A 25,092-nucleotide genomic window follows, 5' to 3' on the forward strand; every position below is an offset into this window, starting at 1 on the left:
CCCCAGCCCCAGCCACAACGGTTCACTCGGCACCCTCCGGACGGTCCCGGCGCTCCGGCCCCGGCCTCAACGGTTCACTCGGCACCGTTCGGACGGTCACGGCGCCCCAGCACCACCACAACGGTTCACTCGGCACCCTCCGGACGGTCCCGGCGCACCAGCCCCGGCCACAACGGTTCACTGGGCACCCTCTGGACGACGGGCTATTTATCCACAGACCGGCGTCCGTGCCCGGCACGCCGTACCGACATCCGTCATCGTCGGCCAGGTGAGCACCGGCACCGCACCAGTCCGCGCATCGAATGGCACCATCCCCGGATCTCGCGCTGCCGCGCCCCCGCCCGAGCCGTCGGCCACCCGCCTCGATGTGAGGATCCCGTTCACCCGCGCTCAGGCGCTCGCCGCCGGCATCACGAGAGCCCAGTTGCGGGGCGGATCCTACGAGGTGCTCGTCCGCGGGGTCTACGTGGCGGCCGGTACGCGCCGCACCCCTCTTCTTCTCGCGCAGGCCGCCGTCACCCGCGCGGCACCGACCACGGTGGTCATCGCGCGACACACCGCAGCTCGACTCTGGGGCGGCGTCGTCCCGCACTCCCCGGACGTGCACATCGCGATCCCGGCCGCGCACCGTGCGACCCTCGAGGGCGTCCGCGCCAGCCGCCACCACACCCTGCCTGCTCACCGGCGCCGCCACGGGCTGCTCGTCAGCACTCCGGAGGAGACGTTCTGCCAGCTCGCCGCCTCACTGCCCCTCGTGGATCTCGTCGTGTTGGGAGACTCCCTGGTGGCACGCGAGGTCACCACCCCGGCAGCGCTCGCGGCCGCGGTGGCCGGGCTCGTCGGACGCGGCGCCAGGCAGGCACGGGCAGCGGCGGCCTACGTCCAGTCCGGCGTCGACTCACCGATGGAGTCGCGCCTGCGACTGCTGCTGGTCCTCGCCGGGCTGCCCGAACCCACGGTCAACCACATCCTGCGGACCGAGAACGGCGACTGGCAGGTGCGCTTCGACCTGGCCTACCCGAGCATCCGGCTGGCCGTCGAATACGACGGACGCCAACACGCCGAGAACGATCGCCAGTGGGCCCGCGACATCGAACGCCGCCACCTCACCGACGACGAGGGCTGGCGCGTGGTCGTGGTGCTCTCCACGGGCATCTACGCGGAGCCGGAACACACGGTCGCCCAGGTCACCCGACTCCTCCGGGAACGCGGTGTCGCGGTCACACCGAACCCCCGGTGGCGGCGGCACTTTCCCGCACGAGGGTGAGGCGTCTGCCGGGGCCGTGAGCCACCTCGTACAGCCACAACGGTTCACTCGGCACCTTGCTGCGCCCCCTCCCGGCCCGCGTCCGCCACAACGGTTCACTCGGCACCCTCACGACGGCCACCTCCGCCCCGCACCCACCACAACGGTTCACTCGGCACCCTCGTGGCCGCACGCGCGACGATGAGGACATGCGTACCGTTCTCGAGCCCGGATCCACCGAAGATCTGCGAGGCCTGCTGCTGGACTACCTCGCCTTCTACCGCGGCGTCGTCGCGGCAAAGGCGCGCGGGTGTGCTCCGTCCGCGTTGCGGGGGTCGCAACTCCCCTCGGGCTGGACGCCGGCCGGGCTGATCACCCACCTCACGTTCATGGAGCGGCGTTGGCTGCAGTGGGGATTCGAGGGCGAGGCGGTGAGCGAGCCGTGGGGTGACCGCGCGCCCGACGGCCGAGGGTGGCGCACCCCCACGGATGACCTCGACACGCTGCTGGAACGACTTGACGAGGTCGCCACGCGCACGCGCGTGATCGTCGAGGCCCACGACCTGTCCGACCGTGCCCGACCGGGAGGCCGGTTCCCCACGCCGGAGGAGTGCCCACAGCTGCACTGGATCCTCCTCCACGTCCTGCAGGAGTACGCCCGCCACGCCGGACACCTCGACATCGTCCGCGAACTCGAGGACGGAGCCACGGGCGAGGAGGGCTGAGCGTCGCCGCCCCCGCAGACCCCACCACCATCGGTGCCCCCTCGGGCCCGCCACAGCCGGCTGTCCACGACGGACCTCGACGTCACCCCACCGATCGGACCGGTCGATCCTCCACCCCCGTACCGTGTGGCGGCCGGACACGGGCCGGTCAGGACGACGCCCGACGGGCCGCGTCCGCACGGTGACGCAGGTAGGCCTGTTCGGGGATCGAGTCGGTGAGGGACGCGGCACGGTCGTAGGACGCGGCGGCGCCGGGGTCGCCGAGGCGATCGAGGAGGTGCGCCTGCGCGGCGACGACACGGTGGTCATGGGGTCGCGCGAGCGCGAGGGGCCCCATCGCGTCGAGTCCCGCGCGCGGCCCGTGGACCTCGCCGAGCGCGACCGCGGCGGCGAGGTCCACGGCCGGGCCCGGTGCGATCGTCTGCAGCATCCGGTAGAGCGCGAGGATCTGAGCCCAGTCCGTGTCCTCGACGCGCGGGGCGTCGGCGTGGACGGCCGCGACGGCGGCCTGGAGCTGGAACGGCCCGACCCTCCCCCGCGGCAGCGCCTCCTCCAGCAGGGACTCGGCCCTGGCGATGGCGGCGCGGTTCCACCGTGTGCGGTCCTGCTCGGCGAGGGGGACGAGCCTGCCGCCGCCGCATCGAGCCGCCGAGCGGGCATCGACGAGGAGCATGAGCGCGAGAAGGCCCGACGTCTCGGGGTCACGCGGCACGGCGCGATGCAGGCGTTCGGTGAGACGGATCGCCTCCGCGGTGAGGTCGCCGTCGATGAGGGCCTCACCGGCCGCGAGAGTGGATCCGGCGGTGAAGATCAGATGCAGCACGTGACGCACGGCGTGGAGGCGGCGCGGCAACTCCGCGGCGGGGACGGGACCGAACGTCGCCCCCGCGTCGCTCAGAGCCTTCTTGGCGCGGCTGATCCGCTGCGCCGCCGTGGCCTCGGGGATGAGCAGCCCGGCCGCGACCTGCCTCGTCGTGAGCCCCGCGACCGTGCGCAGGGTCAGGGCCACCGCCGACGCCGGCGAGAGAACCGGATGGGCGCAGAGCACGAGCATCTGCAGCGAGTCGTCGATGTCGGAGGCCCGACCGGCCCACCCCGCGGTGAGGCTCCCGCCCCTGCGGTCGCGGCCCTCGGCACGGGCGCCGCGCTGCTCTCGACGCACGCGGGCGCTGGTGGCACGGCGCTGATCGACCAGCCGGCGAGAGGCGACGGTGACGAGCCACCCGCGCGGCCGACCGGGGACGCCCTCGTCGGGCCACTGGTCGAGTGCCGCCGCCAGGGCCTCCTGCGCGGCGTCCTCGCAATCGTCGAGCGAGTCACCCCGTCGCAGCAGGGCGGCGAGGACGTGCGGCGCCTCGCGACGCCACACGTCCTCCACGACCTGCCGGGGATCGGACCCGCGAAGCGTCATGGCCGGACCCGGTCAGGCCTCGCAGCCGGGGCGCATCGTGGGGCGCAGCTCGATCGTGTCGCCGGGGCAGGAGAACGCGGCCGCGATCTCCTCGGCCCGTTCCTGCGAGGCGACGTCGATGACGAAGAACCCTGCGAGGTGTTCCTTGGTCTCGGCATAGGGGCCGTCGGTGGGCAGCGGTGCGCCCTCGTACTCGAAGATCCGGGAGCTCGTGGGATCTCCCAGCGCGCACCCGTACACGATCTCCCCGCCCGCGTCCGCCTCGGCGAACACCTTCTCCCAGTGCGCACCCAGCGCCTCCTTCTCGGCCTGCGGCAGCGCCTGGTAGGCGGCGGTGTGGTCGCTGGTCGGGTGCGCCCACGGCTGCGGGTTCGAGTGGATCAGGATGACGTACTTCATGGGCTGGTCTCCTCTCGTGCCGGCGCGCCGATCGCGCCGACACCCGAACGTCGGAGCCATCCGATCAGATTCGACATCGTCGGGGGGACGATTCGACAGCACGGCTGCAGGGCGTTCACCCGCCCTCCGACGCACCGGCGCCGCGGTCAGGCGGGGGGCGGGGTCCCGTTCCGAGACCGCCGCAGCCCGGTCACGTCCGAGGTCCTCGCCCTCCCCGGGCGCCGCCCTGCGGATCTTCCGGCCACCGAGACTAAGCAGCTCTCGCCGTCGGCGCGGCGGCCCGGCTCAGGTCGGCGCCCCACCCGTCGAATGGCAGGACACGGCACGCCCGGTGTTCCCGCACGGATGACGCGGACGCGTCACCCCGGACAAGGACGTCACATGCTGCATCGCACTCCCGCCTCGGCCTCGTCGGCATCGCTCGCCGCGGGGGCGGCCGTCGCCGTTCCGCGCGCGGCCTCCGCGCAGGAGGTCGAACCCCTCGGCGACGGCGCCGGCGTCAGCGTCGCCGACACCGAGGCCCGCATTCACAGCGTGACGAACGCCCACCGGACGGCGGCCGGGCTGCCGCCTCCGACCCTCGACCCGTGTCTGCCCGAGGCGGCACGCGCATGGTCGGTGCATCTGGCCGGCGGGGGCGCCTTCGAGCACTCACCGGACACCCGCGGTGAGGCAGGTGGTCGTCCACACACCCGCGAGAACATCGCGATGGGGTATTCGTCCGCCGACGAGGTGATGGACGGGTGGATGAACTCCCCCGGCCGGTCGAACCTGCTGAACGCTCGGTGCGCCGAGATCGGCATCGGTGTCGCGCGCCGTCCCGACGGAACGCCCGACGACACCCAGATCTTCGCGGTGACGGACCGAGACCGCGTGGCCACCGACGGGGAGGGTCAGTGATGGAACGAACCGAGCGATCACGTCGGCGGTCCGCCGGATGGACGCTGGCGACGGCGGTCGTCGTCGGTCTGGTCGGCGGCTGCGGCGGGGAGGGCTCCCCGGACGCGCACCCGCCCACGGCGAGCCGGCCCGACTCGACCCCGAGTGCCTCGCCGGCGTCCCCGACCGCGGCGAGCCCGGCCGTCGCCGCGACGTCGACGGCCGGGGACGCTCAGACCGCTCCCGTCGCGGCGAAGCCCGCAGTGGCGTACCTGCCGTTGCGGACGTGGCGGACCCCCGAGTACGGAACGGGCAGGATCGGCGTCCTGCTCTCACCGTCCCGCAACATCGGGTGCGAGTTCGCCGAGGACGGCTCGGCCGGCGGCTGCGGGGTGATGGAGGACGACACGCGTCCGTCCTCGCAGGACGGGTACTCGTGGGTGTTTCTCGAGGGCACGACGGCCAGGACGTCGTCCCGTGACGACGCGCCGTATTACGGGGACGTGAGTCGCGAGACCCAGGTCGTGGAGTACGGCACGACGGTCGCCACCGACCACTTCGCCTGCACGAGCGAACAGACGGGCATGACGTGCTGGAACCGCGCCACCGGCGCCGCCGCGGTGATGAGCCGTGGGCGGGGGATCCGTGTCTTCACCAAGGACGTGTCGTCCGACGACGCGCGGGGTTCCTCGTCGAACGGCTCCGGTGCAGTGTCGACGGCGCGCGCCGGCGACCCCTCCGACGCGACCATCCTCTCGGGTCTCATCCCGTCCACGATCGTGCCCGAACACGGCCCGGCCGGCCGGATGAAGAACGGGACGTACGACGGCTTCGAACCCGACAACCCCGGCGCGTACGTGAAGATCGCGCGGGAGACCTCGGACTGGAAGAGCGCGACCGTCCGCTACGCCGACATCGCCGGGGGTCCGGAACGTGAGGCCGTCGTCCTCCTGTCCCGCTCACGAGGGGGCGTGCCCTGGCCCGATGCCGTCGTCGCCTACGATCAGGCGGGTCGCGTCGTGTGGGCCTGGGATTCCGGAGACGCCGGGGGCGACCCACGCGGTGGAGCGACCTTCCCCGCCGTCACCGACACCTCCGTGACGCTGCGCATCATCGGCACCGGAGCGAACGCCGGAGGCGCGAACCAGAGCGGCGAATCCACCTACCGTCTGTCCAAGGGCACCGACGGCAATCCCGCGTTCTCGCTGCTGAGCCATACCGACTAGCGAGGTGCGGGGCTCCGTCGCCCCTCCTGTTCACCAGGCCGGCATGCGGTCATGACGGTGACGCGCGAAGACGTCCTCACGCCCGGCGGCGCGCCGATGGGCGGTCGTCGACACCACGGGTCGGAGGGTCGCCGCACGGGGCCCGCGACGCGGACGAGCCGCCCGAGCGCGAGGCCCGCGGACACCCCGCCGCACGGCCATCGGCCGCCCGTGGCGCACCCTTTCGACCGCACGATCCAGCCCGGACCGACTCACACCCACCCGGCGGCGTGGAAGGCGGCGGCGACGAGGAGGATGACGGCCAGCGAGCCGAAGGTGGAGAAGAAGATCGCATCGCGGGTGAGGGCGACGGCACGGTCGTACCGCACGGCGTACGTGAAGATGTTCTGCGCGGCCGGGAGCGCGGACGTGACGACGACCGCGAAGAGGGTGGGTCCGTCGAGCCCGAACCCGACGGCTCCCACCGCGAGGGCGACGAGGGGCATGACGACGAGCTTGAGGGCGACGAGGGCGGCCACCTGCGGCATCGAACCACCCGCACCGGCGCGGGGACCCGTCTGGAGCGAGATCCCGAAGGCGAGCAACATGGCGGGCACGGCCATGCCCCCGAGGAGGTCGACGGGGTCGGCGAGGACGGGCGGCAACCGCAGGCCGGTGAGGGCGAGCAGCAATCCACCCACCGCGCCGAGGGTGATGGGGTTGCGCACCAACGAGACGAGGCTCCGCCCCCACGAGGGTCGGGACCGCGCCGCCGACCGGTCGAGGATCGTCATGACGATCGGCGTGATGACGAGGAGCTGCAGCAGGAGCACCGGCGCCATCCACGCGACATCGCCGAGGACGTACAGCGCGATCGGGATGCCGAGGTTGCCCGCGTTGACGTAGGAGGCACACAGCGCGGCCATGACCCGCGTTCCCGCATCGGCCTGCGGCCAGCAGAATGCGAACGCCACCAGCGCGAGGCCCCCGGTGACGGCGACGGCGATCGTCGTCACCGCCAGGTTGACCGAGAACACCTGGTCCAGCGGGGTGCGTTGCATGACCGCCAGCAGCAGGGCCGGGGAGCACACCCAGAACGCGACGAGAGACAGCACGCGCTGCGCCTCCGCGCCGACGACCCGGAACCGGGCCAGCAACCAGCCGACGGCGACGACGAACGCCAGCGTCGCGAACCCCTGGAGCACACCGAGCACCCGGCCAGGCTAGTGAGCCCGGCCCCGATCGCCACCTCGTCACCCGGGGGGCTCACGCCGGGCGGACCCCGACCCGCAGGCGGGGAGGCCGCCGCGACCGATCAGGCGTCGATGTCGGGCGCCGGGCGTTCTCCCCCGTCGACAGGTCCCTCACGCACCACCCAGCGCATGACAGCACCCGAGACCATCGCCTCCACGCCTCCGGCCCGCTGTTCGGCCGTCGCCGGAAGAGGTGAAACTCGTCAATCTTCTGGTAGGGTCTGACTACTTTTCACTCACCGCAACGACGCGAGGAGATGACGATGACCGTGTGGCACCGACGGGCGCACCGACACACGAGGCGCCACCCGTGAGGACCTCGCCCCCGGCCGAGTCGGCCTCGGCGGCACTACGCCGGGTGCTGCCGACGCTCTCGCCCGGCCCCCGGCGGGTGGCGCAGCAGATCCTCGAGGACCCGGCTTCTCATGCCGGCCTCAGCCTGTCGGCCCTCGCCGAGCGCACGGGCGCGAGCGAGTCGACGATCACGCGCCTCGCGACGACCGCCGGGTACCGCGGTTACCGCGAGCTGAGGACCGCGGTGGCCGTGGCCGCGGGCCGCGACGCCGGCCCACCCCCCACCCACGTGACCAGCGACATCAGTCGGGACGACGACGTCGAGACCACGGTCGCCAAGCTCGCCGCCGAGGAATGCGGCGCGATCACCGACACCGCCGCGACGCTCGACCACGACGCCCTCGGCCGTACTGCCGACCTGATCGTCGCCGCCCGGAGCGTCGTGGTCATCGGTATCGCCGCGTCCGGACTCGTCGCCCTCGACCTCGCGGGCAAGCTCGCGAGGATCGGCGTCGTCGCGCAGGCCGTCACCGAGGGACACGCGGCGATGACGGCGGCCGTGGTGCTGCGACCCGACGACCTCCTCGTCGTCGTCTCCTCCTCGGGGTCGACGACCGACGTCGTCGAGCCGTTCCAGCGCGCCCACGCCCGCGGGGTGCCGACGGTCGCCGTGACGGCTCGTCCGGGTAGTCCGGTGACTGCGGCGGACGTGACGCTCCTCAGCGTGAGTTCCAAGGAGAGTGCACTGCGACCTGCGGCGATGGCCTCCCGCACCGGGCAGATGTTCGTCATCGACGTGGTCTTCACGCTCGTCTCGCAACGCACCTTCGACCGGGCCCACGCCGCCATCGAGGAGTCCTGGCGAGCCCTCGCACCCCGCCACGGACACGCTCACGACCCGCAGGAGAAGTCATGATCAGCGACTCCACCGCAGCCGTAAACCAGGCCCGCGGCACCACCCACGTGCCGGTCGACGTGCGCGCCGAACGGCTCGGCGGGCTGACGACCGAGGCGGTCTCCGGAGATTTCGCCGCGGTCGACCGGCTCGAGACCCTCGACCTCATGCGGCTTCTCAATGCCGAGGACGCCACCGTCGCGCAGGCGGTGGCGACACAGTTGCCACGCATCGCCGAGGCGGTCGACCTCGTCGTCGACGCCCTCCGCTCAGGAGGCCGCCTGCTCTACGCGGGCGCCGGCACGGCGGGTCGACTCGGCGTCCTCGACGCCTCCGAGTGCCCGCCGACGTTCGACACCGACCCCTCGCAGGTGATCGGGCTGATCGCGGGCGGTCCGGCGGCCTTGACCACGGCCGTCGAGGGCGCGGAGGACGACCGCGCCGGCTCGCACGCGGACCTCGCACGTCTCGATGTGGGACCGGACGACGTCGTCGTGGGAATCTCGGCATCCGGCCGCACCCCGTACGCCGTGGGCGCGGTACAGGAGGCGACCCGACGCGGTGCCCGCACGGTGGGACTGGCCTGCAACGCCGACTCACCCCTCGGCGAGGCGGCGGACGTCGCCATCGAGGTCGTCGTCGGCCCCGAGGTGGTCGCCGGGTCCACGCGCCTCAAGGCCGGCACCGCCCAGAAACTCGTCTGCAACATGCTGACGACCGGCGCGATGGTCCGACTCGGCAAGACCTACGGCAACCTCATGGTCGACGTCCGCGCCACCAACGCCAAGCTCAAGGACCGGGCACATCGCATCGTCACGGCCGCGACCGGCGCCGACGAGCAGGCCGTCAGCCGTGCGTTGGCCGAGCACGACGGCCGCGCCAAGCACGCCGTCCTCGCGCTGCTCACGGATTGGCCGCGCGAGCGGGTCGACGCCGAGCTCGCGCGGACGCACGGGGTGCTGCGGGCGGCCGTACCGAACGCGGAGGACCGCTCCTCCGTGTCGGATCACGACGGCCCACCCCTGCAGACGGGGACCCCCGACAGGTTGCGCACCATCGTCCGGTCGCCCGGATCCAGCCCCACGTCCACGCCGAACGACGAGACCCGACACGGAGATCCGACATGAGTTCAGTGACGCCGCTTGCCCAGAAGGTGCTCGACGCGCTGGGGAACACCCGCAACGTCGAGGACATCGAGAACTGCATGACCCGCCTGCGCATCGGCGTCCGCGACGTCGACGCGGTCGACGTCGCCGCTCTCCAGGCGATCCCCGAGGTGCTCGGGGTCGTTCCGGGTCCGACGATGCAGGTCGTCCTCGGACCGGGACTCGTCGACGAGGTCGCCGACGAGATGGGGCGCCTGGCCGACGTCGCGGTGCGCGAGGAGGGCGCGCCCCACCCCGCGCAGGAGGATCCGGAGTCGGCCACGGGGGGCACGAGCGCCGAGGCGCTCGCCGCCCGCGGCGCGGACCTGCGCGCGGAGCGCAAAGCGCGCAACGAAACCCCGGTCAAGCAGTTCCTGCGCCGGGTCGCGAACATCTTCCTGCCCCTCATCCCCGCGCTCATCGCCTGCGGCATCATCGCCGGCCTCAACGGGGTCCTCACCAACCTCACGACCCGCGGGGTCACGCCGTGGGCCGCGGACGCGACGGTCGCGCTCGCAGCGATCGCGAACGGATTCATGAGTCTCATCGCAGTGTTCGTCGGGATGAACGCCGCCAAGGAGTTCGGCGGCACCGCGATCCTCGGTGGTGCCGTGGCGGCGATCATCCCCTTCGCGGGGATCGCGAAGGTCACCGCGTTCGGCCAGGCCCTCGCCCCGGGCCAGGGGGGCGTCATCGGGGCGCTGTTCGCGGCCGTACTGGCCGCCTACGTCGAACGGTGGTGTCGTCGCTGGTGCCCCCGATCGGCGGCGATGCTCGTCGTCCCCACCGTCACCGTGCTTCTCGCGGGGCTCGTGACCGTGTACGTGTTCATGACGGTCGCGGGGTGGATCGCGAGCGGGATCGGTGTCCTCGCCAACGGACTCCTGCAGACCGGCGGCGCCCCGGCGGGGTTCGTCCTCGGAGGTCTCTTCCTGCCGCTCGTCATGTTCGGGCTGCACCAGGCGTTGATCCCCATCCACACCACGCTCATCTCACAGTCGGGCTTCACGATCCTGCTGCCCGTCCTGGCGATGGCCGGCGCCGGGCAGGTCGGGGCGTCCGTGGCCGTGTACATGCGCGCCACGCGCAACCAGTCCCTGCGGACGACGATCAAGTCGGCGCTCCCGGCGGGGCTGCTCGGGATCGGCGAACCGCTCATCTACGGCGTCACCCTGCCGCTCGGGCGCCCGTTCGTCACGGCCTGCGTCGGCGGCGCGTTCGGTGGCGCCTTCATCGGGTTCTTCGATGCCATCGGCACGACGGTCGGCTCGACCGCGATCGGGCCGAGCGGCTGGGCCCTGTTCCCGCTCGTCACCGGCGACGCCGGGATCGGGGCGGCGATCCTCGTCTACGGCGGCGGCCTGCTCATCGGCTACGTCGCCGGCTGGGTCGCGACCTACTTCTTCGGCTTCTCGAAGGAGTCCCTCGCGGCCCTCAACGCCGACGACAACGACGCCCGACGCGCCGACCTCATCGGTGAGACGTCGCCGCGAGCCTGACGGACGGCAGTCCGAGCCGTCCTGCCTGCGCCAGGCCCGCGCGCAGGAGTCGGCCGCGCCCGGTCCTCGAGGCCGTCCGCGGGACCTCCCTCCCCTCGTCCGCGACGGCAGTTCCGGGACGAGCGAACACCGGCGCCTCCTCGAGGCCGGGCCACCGTGCACCGACGCCGTTCTCCCCTCGAGCTCACACGCGCGCGATTCGTCCACTCTGCGGCTGGACGGCGAGCGGTTCCTGCTCTCCCACCGACGGGGTGCATCACACTGGCCCGATGACCGACCGTTCAGACCGGGCCCGCGCCGTCGGCTATGCAACACGGGTCGCCCGCCCCGAGGACGCCGAGCAGATGGCGGACGTCCACGCCGAGGTATGGCGCGCCACCTACACCGGACTCATGCGTCAGGACGTGTTGGACGCCCTGAACCCGATCGCCGCCGCGGACCGCTGGCGCGACCTCCTCGGCGGGGACTCCTTCGACCGTACGGTCTGGGTCGCCGTCGACCCCGACGGCGACATCGTCGCTCTGGCCTCCGCGGGTCCGGGCCGTGCTGAGGACGCGCCCACGCCGCACGAACTGCGCGCCATCAACGTCACCCGCCGCGCCCAGGGCACGGGCCTGGCCGACCTCATGATGGCCGACCTCGTCGGCGACGGACCCGCCTACCTGTGGGTCGTCGAACAGAACGAGCGAGCCATCGCCTTCTACCGGCGTCACGGGTTCACCGTCGCCGACCGTCCATGGGACGAGGAGTACGGCGTCCACGAACTCCGGATGGTGCGCGGCCCGCTGCCGTGAGCGGCCACCGGTGCGGCGGCGGCCAAGGACACTCCGGGCAGCGGTGTGTGAACGGTCGGGCATCCCTGGCCGACAGCGGTCACCATGGTCGTCCCCTGCCGGTCGTCCATCGTTCGGCCGCAGCTTTCGCCTCACGCCCGATCCGCTTCCAGCGGACACCCGCTGCCGCACCCGCCAGACCAGTGGTCCCTCGCTGCACCCGCCCCCCTCGTGCCCTGGACCGGTGGCGCCCACCGCCCGGGAGTCGACCGACCGACCCCGCCTCGCGACGTTGTCGGCCGGTGGTGGTCAGCGGCCGCCGCTGACATCGAGGACGGCGCCGGTGGTGAAGCTCGCCTTCTCCGACAGCAGCCAGACGATGGCTTCGGCGACCTCCTCGGGAGTGCCGCATCGCCGCAGGGGCTGGTCCCACGCGAGACGGGCGGCCCGATCCGGGTCGCCACCGCGGGCGTGGAAGTGGGTGTCGATGATCCCGGGGCTGACGGCGTTGACCCTGATCCCCTCCGGCGCCAACTCCAGCGCCAGCCCCCGCGTGAGAGTCTCGATGGCGGCCTTGCTCGCCGCGTAGTCGACATACTCGCCCGGCGAGCCCAGCGCGGCGGCCCGCGACGACACGTTGACGATCGCCCCCCGTCGGCCCGCGGACGCATCGAGCATGCGACGAGCCGCCTCGCGACAACACATCGCCGTCCCCACGACGTTGGTCGCGAGGATGCGGGTCCACCGGTCGGCGTCGATGTCGACGAAACGCGACTGTGTCTCGGTCGTCCCGGCGCTGTTGACGAGCCCGCGCAGCGGACCCAGGGCGTCCGCCTTCGCGAAGAGGTCGCCGATCTGGGCGGGGTCCGCGACCTCGCACCGCACGACCTCGACCGGGTGGTCGCCGGTGTTCAGCTCCTCGACCAGGTCGTCTGCGGCCGCCTGGTCGGCGTGGAATCCGAGCACCAGCGCGGTGCCCGGGCGGGCGAGCAGCCGCGCCGTCGCGGCGCCGATGCCTCGGGTGCCGCCGGTGATGACGTAGACGCCCTCCATGACGGCAATCTACGCGGGTCTCGTCGGGCCGATGCGGCGATTTCAGCGGACTCGATGGCCAAGCCCGGATGTCCACACAGCTTTGACCTGCGCAGATGTCGTAGCCGCGCTCGTGGGTCGCCCGTCGAGTCCGCTGATATCGCCACATCGGTGACGAGGGCGCCACCCGCACCCGCGTGATCGTCGAGACCCACCATCCGTCCGACCGCGCCCACCGAAAGGACGCCGCAGCGCGAACCCGTTGAGGCGACCGGCCCCTCCCGATTGGCCCCTGGCCACGCTCACGTCAGCCGGTGCCCCCCCTCGCCGCGAGCACGGGGCCTGCGACCTCCCGCGCCTTGGCCCCCCACCATCGTCGATCGATCCGGTTCGGCCCGGCCGATGAGGATGACGCGACGAGACGCCGGCCCCAGCCCGAACGGTTCATCGGGCATCCTCTTGCCGGTCCCGGCGCACCAGCCCCACCACAACGGTTCACTCGGCACCCTTTGCCCGGTCCCGGCGCACCAGCCCCCACCACAACGGTTCACTCGGCACCCTTACTGCTGCGCCCCCCGGCCCGCGCCACAACAACGGTGCACTCGGCACCGTCGTGGCGTCACGCGCCGCGACGAGGACTACCGAAGCCGCCGCACGGGGATCTCGTGCTCGACCGCACGGTCGCCGACACGTTCGATGCGCAGCGCAAGGCCGTTGTCCACCTCAGCGACCGCCTCGACGAGGGCGCCGTCGCGCCAGACCAACGCGACATGGTCGTCGGCGGCATGGGTGGTCGGCAGGTCACCGGCGGCGACCCAACGGCACAGACTGTCGCGGCGCCCCTCCTCCCCGAGCAGGTGCGGGCAGGCCGCGCCGGGCAGTAAGCCGAGCCCGTCGGACAGCGGCGCCAAGGGGCCGTACGAGTCGGTCGAGGACGCCTCGAACCAGCAGTTCATCCCGGCGCTGATCCCCGCGAGAACGGTCCCCTGCTCCGCGGCACGCCGGAGGATGTCGGGGAGGCCGTGGTGACGCCAGACGGCCAGGAGGTTGGCGGTGGAGCCACCGCCGACGTAGACGAGGTCCTGCTCGAGAACCATCGCCGGATCGGTGTACCCCCACGGGGCCTGGCCGAACAGCGACAGCACCGATGTTCGTGCCCGTCCCGCGAAGACCTGCTCGAACCGCTCGCCGTACCCCACAGCGTCGCCGCTCGCCGTGGGCACGAAGCAGACGGCGGGGGACGTGACGCCCGTCCGCTCCAGAAGGTGGTCGCCGAGGGGGGAGCGACCGTCCGCCGAGTCCGAGAATCCTCCGCCCCCGAGGGTGACGATGGTGCCGCGAGCCGGATGTGGACGTCGGGCCGTCTCCATTCGCGGAGGCTACGGCACGCCGGCTCACGGCCGCACCGGCATTCACCGTCCGGCTCTCGACCGGGCGATCGTCGAACTCGGCGTGCCGAAGACGGGAGCATCCGGAGCTCGTCACGGGGCCCGGGGTGGTGCGGGGAGTCCGGCCCCACCCCGGGCCGCGCCGTGCGTGATCAGGTGGACGAGGTACGTCGCGACTGGAGGAGGCAGTCACCCCGGCCGGGGGCCTCGCGCCTCGGGGCACCGTGTTGCCCGCGCCGCGAAGTGGCGGCCGTCGCCCGACCTGCCCGGCCGCCACGCCCGACGGGTCGGGCGGCGAGCGTTCCACCATCGGCGGCAGCGGCTTGGAACGCGGGCAGGTGCTGGTCGAGCGAGGCCCGGCGCAGGTTCGTGAAGACGCGAACGACGCCGGGGTCGCCTGCCGCGGACGTCAGGAGCCGGTCGAAGAGCGCGACGTTGGCGACCTCACCCTCGGCTCCCTTCCGTGCCGCGGCCTGCAGTGTGTCCGCGGCGGGGATCGCGCCGACGTACGGGTTGGCGGGAACCGCGACACCGAGCCGGTCGAGCTGACGCACGAGGGCGTTCACGTGCCGCTCCTCGGACGCGGCGATGGACATGAAGGGCTCGACCCGGCCGTAGCGCTCGATCACGGCCGCGTACTCGGCGAGGGCCGCGTACTCGCCGTCCCGGTTCATCAGGGCCTCCCACACGGCGCGGGCGGCCGGGCCGGCCGTCGAGGGCGGCGTCGGGGCGGTCACGACCGAGGAGGACGACTCACCCGCCACCGCGGGGGTGGCGGGACTCGCGGAGGCGGGCGCGGCTCCGGCGCACACGACGAGAAGGGCCGTGGCCACGGCCTGGGACAGGACCCTCTGGGACAGAGACATCGGGTGCTCCTTCCGTGCGGACTCATACCCCTGGGGGTACGACACACCCATCCGACGCGCCGAACCTGTGAACGGGCCATGGGCGCCCTGTCCACCCCCTGTCGACATCGCGAGTCGTCCGCATGACGCCGCTCCGCCGTCGCACGAAGGGTCGCGAGCCCGCCGCGACGCGTCCGTCGATCACTCCCCGCGGGGGTGACTCACGCGACGAACACGCAGAAGGGGTGGCCGGCCGGGTCGGCAAACACGTAGAGCTGCTCGTCGGGGTCGTCGGACTCATCCGACACCAGACGCGCACCCAGGCTCTCGGCGCGGCGTCGGACGGCCTCGAGCGATTCGCGGTCGGTGACGGTCATGTCGAGATGGAGCTGCATCGGCACCTCGGGGGAGGGCCACGTCGTCGGCGTGAGCTGTGCGGTCTGCTGAAAGGCGAGCGTGGGACCGCCGTCCTGCCCGCGGAGGACCAGCCAGTCGGCGTCGTCCGGGGAGCCGTCGACCGGCGGTTCGTCGCCGGGACGGTAGGTGTACCCGAGTAGTTCGCGATAGAACTCGGCGAGTTCGCGGACGTCGACGGCGTCCAGGACCGTCTGAGACACCTGCGGATGCACGGCCATGACCCGACGCTACGGCGCCGCCCGCGCGGGGGCAACGCCCCCGACCCCCCCGATGTCCGGATCTCCGTTGTCCCGATGTCCCGCTCCTCCTGCTCCTCCTCGCGGTGCTGCCCCGCGGTCGCCGGCGGGCGCAGGCCGTGTCCTCCTCGGAGGCTCCTCGGTGGCGGCCGTGAGGCGGAGGACCGCTGTCATCGGGCACCGGGCGGCCGGTCACCCTCAGGCAGCCCACGAGGCGCCCGCCGACGGCACGGGGACGGACCCCGAGGCTCACCCCCGCGCCGGAGCGACGCGGTAGTGGTAGCGATGATGCGGACGCCACCCGCCGGCGTCGTAGAGACCGACGGCCGCCGTGTTGGCCTGGACGACCTGGAGGTAGCCGAACCGCAGGCCCAGCCGTCGCGCCTCCACGACGACCGCGTCCATCGCCGCACGGCCCAGACCCCGACGCCGGAGGGCCGGGGCGACGACGACATCGGACACTCCGCCCCAGTCGTCGACGATCGCGAGCCGCGCGCGGGCGACCGGCCGCCCGTCGTCCGCGCCCGTGAGGACGAGGTATCGGGCCGGGGCAGCCGTCAGGACGTCCTTGGCAGGACCCCGGCGGTCGGCGTCCGCGAGCGCCGACCACTCCGGAGACGGCGCGTCGCGCCACGACGTCCGCACGTCGGGCGCCGGGCCGGGCGTGAGGGTGGGGAGGCGCCGGAGGTCCGCGACGTACGTGATCGATGGCTCGACGAGTTCCCATCCGCGGCGGGCCAGCTCGGCGTCCACGTCGGTCGCCGGATCGGTCGGTCCGGTGAGGGGGAAGGAGATCTGAGCCGTCGGTCGCAGCCCCTCGGCCTCGTAGGCGTCGCGGACGGCCTCGATCGCGTCGCCGAGCGGACGATCCAACGTCCCCGCCACGAGGACCGAGTTGGCCCGCTTGGTGTCCCCACCCCCGAACCGCAGGAGCCACCCACCGAGGCGTCGCTGCGCCGACCCGGGCCAGCCGCGCGCGGCGAGCCGCTGGACGGCGTCGGCCGACGAGGCGGGACGGACGACGCGCGGCGGCACGGCGCGCATCCCGCGGACGGCGGCGACCTCGACGACCTCGGGCCCGCGATCCTCGGGGAGGAGTGTCCACGTCGACGCCTCGGCGGCGACGAGTGTCCCCACGAGGTCACGGCGCTCACCGCCCTCGTCGACGACGCGCACGGAGTACCGCTGACCGAGGCGGATGGGCGGGAGGGGCATGCGGGTCATCCTCGCAGCGGGCCCGAGTCGGCAGGAGCCCCGCCCACCACTGCGCCGAACGCCCGGGACGCTTCCCCCTCGCTCGCCTCCGGGATCCGTACGGTGGTCGATGACCTCGTCGACGGCGTCGTCGTGATGGGCGCGAGCCCTCCGTCCGGCGGCTCGCGACCATGCGCGGCGCACGCCACCCGCCACCGACCCCCACTCCCGCCCGCACCCACGTCGATCCTCGCTCCCCCGGCCCGTCCCGACGAAGGGATCACCCGATGCCCACCATCCACGAGAGCTTCCTGCGATCCGCCGCCGCCCACCCCGACAAGGCGCTCTTCGAGCGTCCGGGCCGCCCCGACCTCACCTACGCCCAGGCGAAGGCGACCGTCGAGCATCTCGCCGGGGCGCTGAGCGCGATCGGCATCACCCCCGGGGACCGGGTGGCGGTCCAGGTGCCGAAGAGCCCCGAGGCGATCTGCCTCTACCTCGCGACCCTCGCCGTCGGCGGGGTTTACCTGCCGCTCAACACCGCCTACACCGGGGCCGAGATCGACCACTTCCTCGACGACGCGGCCCCACGGCTCTTCGTCTGCGCACCGGAGACCGCCACGGAGCACCGCCGACGGGCCACGGGCGGCCTCGCCGTCGAGACCCTGGGGAGCGACGGCGATGGCTCCCTCATGGACCTCGCCGGGGCGAGCCCCCCTCGCACCGACCCCGTCCCGGTCGCGATGACCGACCATGCCGCGATCCTCTACACCTCGGGCACGACCGACCGGTCGAAGGGAGCCGTCCTGACCCACGGCAACCTCGCCTCCAACTGCGAGGCGCTCATCGAGTGCTGGCGGTTCACCGAGGCGGACCGACTCCTCCACGCCCTGCCGATCTTCCACACCCACGGGCTGTTCGTCGCCGCCGACATGGCGATCGTCGCGGGCGCGACGATGATCCTCCTCGACTCCTTCGACCCCGAGCAGGTGCTCGACCTCATGGGTGAGGCGACCGTCCTCATGGGCGTCCCGACCTTCTACACCCGACTGTTGCGCTCGCCTCGACTCTCCCCCGGGACGACGAGCGGGATGCGCCTCTTCGTCTCTGGGTCCGCGCCGTTGCTCGCCGAGGACCATCGAGCGTTCACCGAACGCACCGGCGCCGCCATCCTCGAGCGGTACGGGATGACCGAGACGTGCATGATCACCTCGAATCCCTACGAGGGCGAACGGATTCCGGGGTCCGTCGGGATGCCCCTGCGGGACGTCGAGGTCCGTGTCACCGACCGGGAGTCCGGCACCCTGCTCCCACCGGGGGAGATCGGCATGGTCGAGGTGCGCGGTCCCGGCGTCTTCGAGGGGTACTGGCAGATGCCGGAGAAGACCGCCGCAGAGTTCCGCGACGACGGGTTCTTCATCACGGGGGACGTGGGACTCATCGGCGAGGACGGCTACCTCCGCCTCGTCGGCCGCGACAAGGACCTCGTCATCTCCGGCGGGTACAACGTCTACCCCAAGGAGATCGAGGACGCCATCGACGCGCTCCCGGGGGTTCTCGAGAGTGCGGTCATCGGTCTGCCCCACCCCGATCTCGGGGAGGGCGTCACCGCGATCGTCTCCCCCGCGAGGGCCACGAGATCGACCCGCGGGCGGTCATCGACTCCCTCGCCGGTCGCCTCGCCCGCTACAAGCAGCCCAAACGGGTCGTCCCGGTGCCCGAGCTGCCCCGCAACGTCATGGGCAAGGTGCAGAAGGCCGAGCTCCGACGCACGTACGCCGACCTCTACACCTCCGCCTGACCCAGCCCCGACGTAAGGTATCTTGATATCGAGATACTTGAGGGGGCGACATGAGGGGCGATCTCTACGGCCGGTTGTTCTGGCCGGTCTACGCGCCCTCGATCCTCTTCGGGATCGCCGCCGGGGCGACGGTGCCCGTGCAGGTCGTCGCCGCGATCCACCTGGGCGCATCCCCCTCCCTCGCGGCGCTCGTCGTCGCGGTCATCGGGGCGATGCAACTGCTCACCACCGTCCACGCGGGGCGCTTCATCGACGCGGTAGGCGACCGCCGCGCGATGGTGGTCGCGTCGGTGGGTGCGGGGACACTCGAGCTCGGGTCGGTCGCAGCCCTGATGTGGAACGGGTCGTCGGCACTCGCCCTGTTCATCGCCACCAGCGTGCTCCGGGCCCCCGCCCTCAACGTCTGGAGCCTCGCCCGTCAGGCGTTCGTCGCCGAGCGCGTGGCGTCGAACGAACTCGGGCGAGCCATGACGGGACTCGGCGGGACGATGCGCCTCGGCGCGCTCGTCGGCCCCCTGCTCGGCAGCCTCCTGCTCCTGCGCCTGCCGTTGTGGTCGGTCTACCTCCTCAGCGTCGCCTGCGCCGCCCTCGCCCTCCTCGTGCTCCAGATCCCGTCGCTCGGTGGCGATGACGGGCGCGTGGGGTCGACGAGGGCGACCGGGCCCGCGGCAGGGGGCACCGAGCACGATCACCGCCTCGCCGCCGGGCTCACGGTCGACTGGACCCGGGTCGTCCTCGCGGGCGTCGCGATCACGTGCCTCGCGATGGCACGCATCGCCCAGCCCGTCGTCATCCAGCTGTGGGGCGTGCACTCGGGGTTGTCACCGGCCCGCATCTCGTTCCTCGTCGCCGTCGGCGCGGCCGTCGAGATCGTCCTCATGTTCCCCGGCGGTCACCTCAAGGACCGACTCGGGCGGGCCGTCATCCTCGTCACGTGTCTCGTCGTCTACGGCGGGGGCTTCCTCCTGCTCGTCCCCCTCACCGACCTGCTCGGCACACCCGGGCTCGTCGCGGCCGTGGTCGTCATGGCGATCGGCAACGGCCTCGGCGCGGGCGTCAACATGACGATCGGCGGCGACCTCAGCCCGAGTGCGGGGCGCGGACGGTTCCTCGGGGTCTGGGCGTTGTTCTCGAACGTCGGCGGGCTCAGCGGGCCGCTGCTCGTCTCGGCGCTGGTCAAGACGACCACGGTGGTGGCCGCGGTGATGTCGATCGGCGGCGTCGCCCTCGCCGGCGCGGCCTGGATGGTGGTCTTCGCCGGTCGGATCGGCCTGCCCGGCGGTACCGGCGGTCGTCGTGGTGGACCTGGCCGGGGCGGCGGCTCCCGGTGAGGCGTCGGCGCAGCGCCGTGAGGTCGTCGCTCCGATGCGGCAGCTCCCCCGCCCTGGCGGCATCGTCCCCGCGGGCGCCCGCGCCGCCCCTCGGGCTCCGTCCGCGCCCCACCCGCGTCGCCGTGAGAGGCTTCCCGGAAAGGCACGACAGTCCGCCCGTCCACGAGAGGTGACGACATGAGCGACGAGACCCCGAGCATCGACCCGCGCAACAACCCCGAATCCCAGATGGCCGAGGAGGGGGCGAGCCAGACCGGCACGAGCAGCACCGGGGACAGCGGCCTCGTCATGTCCGAGGCCCCGACCGCGGAGGAGGGCGCCGACGGCGTCATCGACGGCCGCATCACCGGCGCCGACGACGGTGACATCCTCGCCGGCGTCAAGGCCTCGGCGACGGACACCGAAGAAGCCGTCCCGGGTGACACCGGGCCCGAGCACCCCGGGGAGCGCAGCGAGCACCCCTGAGCGGGGGGCGCACGACGAACCCCTCCGAGCGAGCCCGTCTCGGAGGGGTTCGTCGTCTCCGCTCTCGGACCCGACGTCTGCGCGGCCGGCCGGACGACCCCCCATGTCGGTGAGCGTCGGGGTCCCGACCATCCGCCCCCACGTGGCGGGGGATCCCCGGCGCCACCGGGCGCGCACCCGAGGGTGCGGCATCATCGGAGGAATGACGGTGGCAGCGCGCTCGAGGCGTCGTTCGGCCCTGGGGCTGGTCTGGATCGCCGTGCCCGTCGTCGCGGCGGCATCGGCGTTCGGGTCCGTCGTCGACGGACATCCCGCCTACCCGACACTCCTCGCGGCGTGCCTCCTAGTCGGGGTCGTGCTCGTCGTGCACGGGCGGCGGGGCGTCACCGACGGCGACGTCGACGCCGACGTCGCTCCCGTTTCCCGGGGCCGTCGGGTCGTCCGGGTGCTCGGGGTGGCGGCGGCGTTGCTCGTCACGGTGCTCATGGTCGGGCTCGTCGTCGCCGGCCGCCCCCACCCACCGCACACCGACGCCGTGGCGGCGATGCGTGGCACGGCCGCGGTCAGGGTGACGGACGACGCCACGAGCATCACCCTCACGCCCACCCGACCGACCTCGACGGGTGTGATCTTCCAGCCCGGGGCGCGCACCGACGCGCGGTCCTACGTGCCGATCCTCAGCCGCCTCGCCGAGCGCGGCCACGTCGTCGTCATCGCCAAACAACCACTGTCGATCGCCCCGCTCGCCCAGGGGCGCGCGGAGGAGGCGTTCGCCTCCCACCCCGAGGTCACGCGGTGGGTCGCCGGCGGCCACAGTTTCGGCGGCGTGCCCGCTCGAGCCACGGGCGAATCGGGAGATGCCCGCGTCGTCGGCGTCGTCGTGTGGGCGACGTACGCCCGTGGCCACGCCACCCCGGCCGTCCCGACCCTCGCCCTCTACGGCACGGCGGACCGACTCATCCCGCCCTCCGACGCGACGGGGCCCGACACCCCGACCCTCCGCCACGTCCCCGTCGACGGGGCGGTCCACACGTCGTTCTCCGACTACGGCCCGGCCCGCGGCGACGGCACGGAGACCCGACCCCACGAGGCGATCCAGACCGACATCGTCGACCTCACCGATGCGTTCATCAGGTCGGTCGCGCCGCGACGAGATCGGCCCTCACCGGCTTGATCGGCATGATCGTGCCGATCGCGGAATGTCCGGGGCGCATCAAGCCCTTCCTCCCCCTGGATCGGCACGATCGTGCCGATCAGCCTTGCGCGAGCACCTCGCCGTCGGCGACACTCTCCAGAGCGGCACGATCGTGCCGGTGACGAAGGTGGAGTGAGATGAGCGTGAGGTGGCCATGAATCTCGGCGAAGAGATCCGCACGCGCCGCGCCACGCTCGGGCTCCTCCAGGTCGACGTCGCCGACCTGGCGGGGGTCTCCGAGCGCTTCGTCCGCGAGGTCGAGCACGACAAACCGACGGTCCGGCTCGACAAGCTCGTCGCCGTCCTCGACGTCCTCGGCCTCGAGTTGCACGCGACCCTCCGGGGGGCGGGATGACCGCCGTCGGTCCGCGCCCCGGGTCGACGAACCTCCCCCGGTCCACGAACGGCAGGGGCACGAGGGGTGGTGAGGCCGACCCCCGCCGGATCGCGCAGGCGGACGTCCTCGTCGACGGCGTTCCCGCGGCGACCCTCACCCGTCGGGACGGCCTCGTCGAGTTCGCCTACCGCGACGACCATCTCGAGGCCGCCGGGCCCGCGGTGGCGACGACGTTGCCGCTGTCGGAGGAACCCGTGCGCACCGTCGGTGGCGCCGTGCCGCCGTTCTTCTCCGGGCTCCTGCCCGAGGGGCGCCGGCTCACCGCCCTGAGGTCAGCGGTGAAGACCTCGGCCGATGACGAGCTGTCGCTCCTCCTCGCCGTCGGCGGCGACCCGGTCGGCAACGTCCAGGTCCTCCCCGCCGGCAGCGACCCGGAAAGTGGACCGCTCACCGGGAGCAGCCGCTACCCGGAGTCCGGCGCCGGCCCGGTCGTCGCCGACGACGACTGGGCCGAGCTCGACTTCGCCGACCTCGCGGCGGCCTCTGGCGTCGATCCGGGGGCGTTGGCCGGGGTGCAGGAGAAGGTCTCGGGGCGGATGCTCACCCTGCCGCTCGTCCACGGGGGCCGGTTCCACCTGCTCAAACTCACGCCCCCGGAGTACCCGAGCGTCGTGGAGAACGAGGCGTTCTTCCTCGACCTGGCCCGGCGCCGGTTGCGCCACCCGGTCGTCGAAGCGGCGGTCGTCCGCGACCGGTCGGGTCGTGCGGGTCTCCTCGTCACCCGCTTCGACCGGATCGTGCAGCACGGGAGCGTCCGGCGCCTCGCCGTGGAGGACGGCGCGCAACTGCTCGGGCGCTACCCGGCGGACAAGTACACGGTGACGACCGAGGCGCTGCTCGCCCGGGTCGGCGAGGTCGCCGCCGCACGTCTCCCCGCCGTGCGGGCCGTCCTCCAACAGGTGGTGTTGGCCTGGCTCACGGGGAACGGCGATCTGCACGCGAAGAACGTCTCGGTCGTGAGGTCGGGGGGCGAGTGGCGCGTCGCCCCGATCTACGACATCCCCTCGACGCTCCCCTACGGCGACCACCGGCTCGCCCTCACGGTGGCCGGTCGCGACGACTCCCTCTCCCGCAGACGCGTCCTCGCCCTCGCCGGGGGGGCGGGCCTCCCCCCGCGCGCCGCCGACCGCGCCGTGGACGAGATCCTCACGGCCACCGCCGATCTGCGAGACCTGCCCGCCGACGCGCTCCCCCTCGCCCCGCACGTCCTGCGGGACCTGCGACGCGTCCTGGGCAAGCGTCACGACGCCCTCACCTCCGCCTGACGCGACGGACGGCAGGGCGGCGGACACGCCGCCGGGTGCCGCTCCGACGGAGCTGTGACGACGCGCTCCTGGTTCGACCGGCAGTCGCCTCAGTCGTCCTTGCCGGACCCGTCGGAAGAGCCCAGCGCCGCCGTCGCCGCCTCGATGAACGTCCGGAGGACCGAGACGCGGGCGTACTGCTTGTCGTTGCCCGCGACGACGGTCCAGGGCGCGTCGTCGGGGCTCGTGCGTCCGAGCATCTCGTCGACGGCCGCGACGTACTCGTCCCACTTCTCGCGGTTGCGCCAGTCCTCGTCGGTGAGCTTCCACGGCTTGTCGCGCTCGCGGGCCTCGAAACGGGCGAGCTGCTCGTCGGGGTCGATGTAGAGGAAGAACTTGAGCAGCAGCCCGCCGTCGTCGGTGAACTCCTTCTCCATCGCGTTGATCTCACCGTAGGCGCGCTCCCACTCGGGGACGGTCGCGAACTCCTCGACGCGTTCGACCATGACCCGGCCGTACCAGGACCGGTCGAAGACCGCGATCCGCCCACGGGGAGGCAGGTTGTTGTAGAAGCGCCACAGGTAGTGATGCTCCTTGGCCATGTCCGACGGCGCGGCGGTGGGGTTGATGGTGAGGAGTCGGGGGTCGATGCGCTTGACGAGTCGGCGGATCGTTCCGCCCTTGCCGGCGGCGTCCATCCCCTCGAACACCATCGCCGTCGCGATGCGGGCCTCGGCCAAGCGGTAGGCGAGGGCTCCGGCCTCCTTCTGGAGGTCGTCGAGCACGTCGTCGTACTCGTCGTCGTCCAGGGCCAGGCTCAGGTCCACCTGTCCGACGATCGACGGCGGCGTGCCGTAGGCACGTTCGATCGGTGGCTGGGCGACCCCCTCGCGGGCGGCGAGAGCGGCCTCGATCGCCTCGCAGGTCACGCCGAGCACCTCGATCGAGGCCTGCTTGCGGTGTCGGGCGTCGATGACGTGCCACGGCGAGAAGGCGAAGTTCGACCGCGACAGCACGTCGGAGAACCGCTCTGAGAGCGCCTTGAACCGCTTGTTCTGCCACCGGTCCCGCTTGTCGAGCAGGACCTCGCGTGCGTCGGAGGCGTACTGCTCGATGCGCTTGGCCTGTTCGTCGCGGTCGATGTCGAGGAAGACCTTGACGACGACCATCCCGGAATCAGTCAGCGCCCGCTCGGTCGCCGCGAAGGCCGCCAACCGCGCCTCGTCGTCGGCCTCGTCGAGGTCGAGCCGGTTCATCAGCGCGGTGTAGACGCTGCGGTCGAAGACGGCGATCTGCCCCTGGGCGGGAATCGCCCGCCAGTACCGCCACGACGGCGGGTACTCCCGCTCCTCGTCACTCAGGTCCTCGAAGACGTGGACGGAGGTCGACCGCGGGTCGAGGTCGCGCAGGAGGTGGGTGAGGACGTACCCCTTGCCCGAGCACTCCCAGCCGTCGATCTGCACGAGCACCGGCAGACCCGCCTCCTCGCAGCGTCGCTGAAGGCCGGCCAGTCGTGTCTTGAGGTCACCGCGCTTGACGTCGTCGAAACGCGGTTCGTGGACCTGCGGCTGGGACAACATGGACGGCTCCTCCTGCTCGACGCTGCGCCCCGACCCTCGTCCGGCACCCGCACCTCGGGCGTACGGACTCCGGCACCCGGGCGACCGTGCTCCCCGGAGAGCGACCCGACCCCTACGAGGCTGCTCACCCATCGGGTCGTCCGGCCCCGGGCGGGGGCGCGATGGTGTGCCCACTCTGCCCGATGCGGTGCCCGGCCGCGCGCCTCCGCCTCCCGAGTCGAAATCGCAGGCAACGATGCAGCG

The 25,092-nt window shown here is 72.7% G+C and carries 23 protein-coding genes and 1 pseudogene; 15 read left to right on the plus strand and 9 right to left on the minus strand.

The window, feature by feature from the left end:
- Positions 1 to 367: 367 nt before the first annotated feature.
- Together RT054_RS11780 and RT054_RS11785 are read left to right on the plus strand one after the other, a co-directional pair.
- Entirely contained in the window at positions 368 to 1,267 is a 900-nt protein-coding gene (locus RT054_RS11780) for a DUF559 domain-containing protein (protein WP_312722283.1), read from the plus strand.
- A gap of 188 nt (positions 1,268 to 1,455) precedes the next feature.
- A complete protein-coding gene (locus RT054_RS11785) occupies positions 1,456 to 1,971 on the plus strand; it encodes a DinB family protein (protein WP_312722285.1) in 516 nt (171 codons plus the stop codon).
- A 148-nt stretch (positions 1,972 to 2,119) separates the two neighbouring features.
- On the opposite strand, the gene RT054_RS11790 is transcribed toward RT054_RS11785, so the two are convergent.
- Positions 2,120 to 3,382 (minus strand): DUF6596 domain-containing protein, encoded by a 1,263-nt coding sequence (locus RT054_RS11790; protein WP_312722286.1) that lies wholly within the window; start codon positions 3,380 to 3,382, stop codon positions 2,120 to 2,122.
- A gap of 12 nt (positions 3,383 to 3,394) precedes the next feature.
- Positions 3,395 to 3,781 (minus strand): YciI family protein, encoded by a 387-nt coding sequence (locus RT054_RS11795; protein WP_312722288.1) that lies wholly within the window; start codon positions 3,779 to 3,781, stop codon positions 3,395 to 3,397.
- 381 nt (positions 3,782 to 4,162) lie between these two features.
- Here RT054_RS11795 and RT054_RS11800 point away from each other — a divergent pair, with 381 nt between their 5' ends.
- Complete coding sequence (locus tag RT054_RS11800) at positions 4,163 to 4,681, plus strand: CAP domain-containing protein (protein WP_312722290.1); 519 nt, start codon at positions 4,163 to 4,165, stop codon at positions 4,679 to 4,681.
- Positions 4,681 to 5,886: a hypothetical protein gene (locus RT054_RS11805; RefSeq protein ID WP_312722292.1), complete on the plus strand. Its 1,206-nt coding sequence runs from the start codon at positions 4,681 to 4,683 to the stop codon at positions 5,884 to 5,886. The genes RT054_RS11800 and RT054_RS11805 overlap by 1 nt, the downstream gene beginning before the upstream one ends.
- A 251-nt stretch (positions 5,887 to 6,137) precedes the next feature.
- Here the strand turns inward: RT054_RS11805 and RT054_RS11810 are convergent, their stop codons facing one another.
- Positions 6,138 to 7,079 (minus strand): AEC family transporter, encoded by a 942-nt coding sequence (locus RT054_RS11810; protein WP_312722294.1) that lies wholly within the window; start codon positions 7,077 to 7,079, stop codon positions 6,138 to 6,140.
- A 349-nt stretch (positions 7,080 to 7,428) separates the two neighbouring features.
- Between RT054_RS11810 and RT054_RS11815 the strand changes: the two genes are divergently transcribed.
- The 5 genes and pseudogenes from RT054_RS11815 to RT054_RS11830 all read left to right on the plus strand — a co-directional run bounded on the left by RT054_RS11815 (position 7,429) and on the right by RT054_RS11830 (position 11,745).
- Positions 7,429 to 8,328, plus strand: coding sequence for a MurR/RpiR family transcriptional regulator (locus RT054_RS11815; RefSeq protein WP_312722296.1), 900 nt, complete (start codon positions 7,429 to 7,431; stop codon positions 8,326 to 8,328).
- Entirely contained in the window at positions 8,325 to 9,434 is a 1,110-nt protein-coding gene (gene murQ / locus RT054_RS11820) for an N-acetylmuramic acid 6-phosphate etherase (RefSeq protein WP_312722297.1), read from the plus strand. Before RT054_RS11815 ends, murQ begins: the two co-directional genes overlap by 4 nt.
- A pseudogene (locus RT054_RS16535) lies at positions 9,431 to 9,544 on the plus strand (PTS transporter subunit EIIB); the annotation flags it as partial. The gene murQ and the pseudogene RT054_RS16535, both read left to right, overlap by 4 nt.
- Positions 9,545 to 9,682: 138 nt before the next feature.
- Positions 9,683 to 10,951, plus strand: a complete 1,269-nt coding sequence (locus tag RT054_RS11825; protein ID WP_396837287.1) for a PTS transporter subunit EIIC — start codon at positions 9,683 to 9,685, stop codon at positions 10,949 to 10,951.
- A gap of 269 nt (positions 10,952 to 11,220) precedes the next feature.
- Positions 11,221 to 11,745 (plus strand): GNAT family N-acetyltransferase, encoded by a 525-nt coding sequence (locus RT054_RS11830; protein WP_313023743.1) that lies wholly within the window; start codon positions 11,221 to 11,223, stop codon positions 11,743 to 11,745.
- Positions 11,746 to 12,033: 288 nt separating this feature from the next.
- Here RT054_RS11830 and RT054_RS11835 read toward each other — a convergent pair whose 3' ends face one another.
- From RT054_RS11835 to RT054_RS11855, 5 genes are all read right to left on the minus strand, one after another.
- Positions 12,034 to 12,777, minus strand: a complete 744-nt coding sequence (locus RT054_RS11835) for an SDR family oxidoreductase (protein ID WP_313023745.1) — start codon at positions 12,775 to 12,777, stop codon at positions 12,034 to 12,036.
- Between the two features lie 617 nt (positions 12,778 to 13,394).
- Positions 13,395 to 14,126: a peptidase E gene (locus RT054_RS11840; protein ID WP_313023747.1), complete on the minus strand. Its 732-nt coding sequence runs from the start codon at positions 14,124 to 14,126 to the stop codon at positions 13,395 to 13,397.
- Between the two features lie 170 nt (positions 14,127 to 14,296).
- Entirely contained in the window at positions 14,297 to 15,010 is a 714-nt protein-coding gene (locus tag RT054_RS11845; RefSeq protein WP_313023750.1) for a hypothetical protein, read from the minus strand.
- 200 nt (positions 15,011 to 15,210) lie between these two features.
- The gene (locus RT054_RS11850; RefSeq protein WP_313023753.1) at positions 15,211 to 15,624 is read right to left on the minus strand and encodes a VOC family protein; all 414 of its coding nucleotides are present in this window, start codon (positions 15,622 to 15,624) and stop codon (positions 15,211 to 15,213) included.
- Between the two features lie 267 nt (positions 15,625 to 15,891).
- Positions 15,892 to 16,857, minus strand: a complete 966-nt coding sequence (locus tag RT054_RS11855; RefSeq protein WP_313023755.1) for a GNAT family N-acetyltransferase — start codon at positions 16,855 to 16,857, stop codon at positions 15,892 to 15,894.
- A 266-nt stretch (positions 16,858 to 17,123) separates the two neighbouring features.
- Here RT054_RS11855 and RT054_RS11860 point away from each other — a divergent pair, with 266 nt between their 5' ends.
- The 6 genes from RT054_RS11860 (at position 17,124) to RT054_RS11885 (ending at position 23,290) form a co-directional block, all read left to right on the plus strand.
- Positions 17,124 to 18,653: an AMP-binding protein gene (locus RT054_RS11860; RefSeq protein ID WP_313023758.1), complete on the plus strand. Its 1,530-nt coding sequence runs from the start codon at positions 17,124 to 17,126 to the stop codon at positions 18,651 to 18,653.
- Between the two features lie 34 nt (positions 18,654 to 18,687).
- The gene (locus RT054_RS11865; RefSeq protein ID WP_312720026.1) at positions 18,688 to 19,968 is read left to right on the plus strand and encodes an MFS transporter; all 1,281 of its coding nucleotides are present in this window, start codon (positions 18,688 to 18,690) and stop codon (positions 19,966 to 19,968) included.
- A 177-nt stretch (positions 19,969 to 20,145) separates the two neighbouring features.
- Positions 20,146 to 20,433 carry a hypothetical protein gene (locus RT054_RS11870; protein WP_313023761.1) on the plus strand — a complete coding sequence of 96 codons (288 nt, stop codon included), beginning with the start codon at positions 20,146 to 20,148 and terminating at the stop codon, positions 20,431 to 20,433.
- Between the two features lie 202 nt (positions 20,434 to 20,635).
- Positions 20,636 to 21,607 (plus strand): alpha/beta hydrolase, encoded by a 972-nt coding sequence (locus RT054_RS11875; RefSeq protein ID WP_313023763.1) that lies wholly within the window; start codon positions 20,636 to 20,638, stop codon positions 21,605 to 21,607.
- 175 nt (positions 21,608 to 21,782) lie between these two features.
- A complete protein-coding gene (locus tag RT054_RS11880) occupies positions 21,783 to 21,983 on the plus strand; it encodes a helix-turn-helix transcriptional regulator (RefSeq protein ID WP_312720072.1) in 201 nt (66 codons plus the stop codon).
- Positions 21,980 to 23,290, plus strand: a complete 1,311-nt coding sequence (locus RT054_RS11885) for a HipA domain-containing protein (protein ID WP_313023766.1) — start codon at positions 21,980 to 21,982, stop codon at positions 23,288 to 23,290. The genes RT054_RS11880 and RT054_RS11885 overlap by 4 nt, the downstream gene beginning before the upstream one ends.
- An 89-nt stretch (positions 23,291 to 23,379) precedes the next feature.
- On the opposite strand, the gene RT054_RS11890 is transcribed toward RT054_RS11885, so the two are convergent.
- Positions 23,380 to 24,849 carry a hypothetical protein gene (locus RT054_RS11890; protein ID WP_313023768.1) on the minus strand — a complete coding sequence of 490 codons (1,470 nt, stop codon included), beginning with the start codon at positions 24,847 to 24,849 and terminating at the stop codon, positions 23,380 to 23,382.
- Positions 24,850 to 25,092 lie beyond the last annotated feature (243 nt).

Source organism: Mobilicoccus sp., from assembly GCF_032060985.1.
Lineage (GTDB): Bacteria > Actinomycetota > Actinomycetes > Actinomycetales > Dermatophilaceae > Mobilicoccus.

Bases quoted from the DNA above. Each gene is read 5' to 3' on its own strand.
- RT054_RS11785 (WP_312722285.1), top strand. From the start codon at position 1,456: ATGCGTACCGTTCTCGAGCCCGGATCCACCGAAGATCTGCGAGGCCTG.
- RT054_RS11790 (WP_312722286.1), bottom strand. From the start codon at position 3,382: ATGACGCTTCGCGGGTCCGATCCCCGGCAGGTCGTGGAGGACGTGTGG.
- RT054_RS11795 (WP_312722288.1), bottom strand. From the start codon at position 3,781: ATGAAGTACGTCATCCTGATCCACTCGAACCCGCAGCCGTGGGCGCAC.
- RT054_RS11800 (WP_312722290.1), top strand. From the start codon at position 4,163: ATGCTGCATCGCACTCCCGCCTCGGCCTCGTCGGCATCGCTCGCCGCG.
- RT054_RS11805 (WP_312722292.1), top strand. From the start codon at position 4,681: ATGGAACGAACCGAGCGATCACGTCGGCGGTCCGCCGGATGGACGCTG.
- murQ (WP_312722297.1), top strand. From the start codon at position 8,325: ATGATCAGCGACTCCACCGCAGCCGTAAACCAGGCCCGCGGCACCACC.
- RT054_RS11830 (WP_313023743.1), top strand. From the start codon at position 11,221: ATGACCGACCGTTCAGACCGGGCCCGCGCCGTCGGCTATGCAACACGG.
- RT054_RS11835 (WP_313023745.1), bottom strand. From the start codon at position 12,777: ATGGAGGGCGTCTACGTCATCACCGGCGGCACCCGAGGCATCGGCGCC.
- RT054_RS11840 (WP_313023747.1), bottom strand. From the start codon at position 14,126: ATGGAGACGGCCCGACGTCCACATCCGGCTCGCGGCACCATCGTCACC.
- RT054_RS11845 (WP_313023750.1), bottom strand. From the start codon at position 15,010: ATGTCTCTGTCCCAGAGGGTCCTGTCCCAGGCCGTGGCCACGGCCCTT.
- RT054_RS11850 (WP_313023753.1), bottom strand. From the start codon at position 15,624: ATGGCCGTGCATCCGCAGGTGTCTCAGACGGTCCTGGACGCCGTCGAC.
- RT054_RS11855 (WP_313023755.1), bottom strand. From the start codon at position 16,857: ATGCCCCTCCCGCCCATCCGCCTCGGTCAGCGGTACTCCGTGCGCGTC.
- RT054_RS11860 (WP_313023758.1), top strand. From the start codon at position 17,124: ATGCCCACCATCCACGAGAGCTTCCTGCGATCCGCCGCCGCCCACCCC.
- RT054_RS11865 (WP_312720026.1), top strand. From the start codon at position 18,688: ATGAGGGGCGATCTCTACGGCCGGTTGTTCTGGCCGGTCTACGCGCCC.
- RT054_RS11870 (WP_313023761.1), top strand. From the start codon at position 20,146: ATGAGCGACGAGACCCCGAGCATCGACCCGCGCAACAACCCCGAATCC.
- RT054_RS11875 (WP_313023763.1), top strand. From the start codon at position 20,636: ATGACGGTGGCAGCGCGCTCGAGGCGTCGTTCGGCCCTGGGGCTGGTC.
- RT054_RS11880 (WP_312720072.1), top strand. From the start codon at position 21,783: ATGAATCTCGGCGAAGAGATCCGCACGCGCCGCGCCACGCTCGGGCTC.
- RT054_RS11885 (WP_313023766.1), top strand. From the start codon at position 21,980: ATGACCGCCGTCGGTCCGCGCCCCGGGTCGACGAACCTCCCCCGGTCC.
- RT054_RS11890 (WP_313023768.1), bottom strand. From the start codon at position 24,849: ATGTTGTCCCAGCCGCAGGTCCACGAACCGCGTTTCGACGACGTCAAG.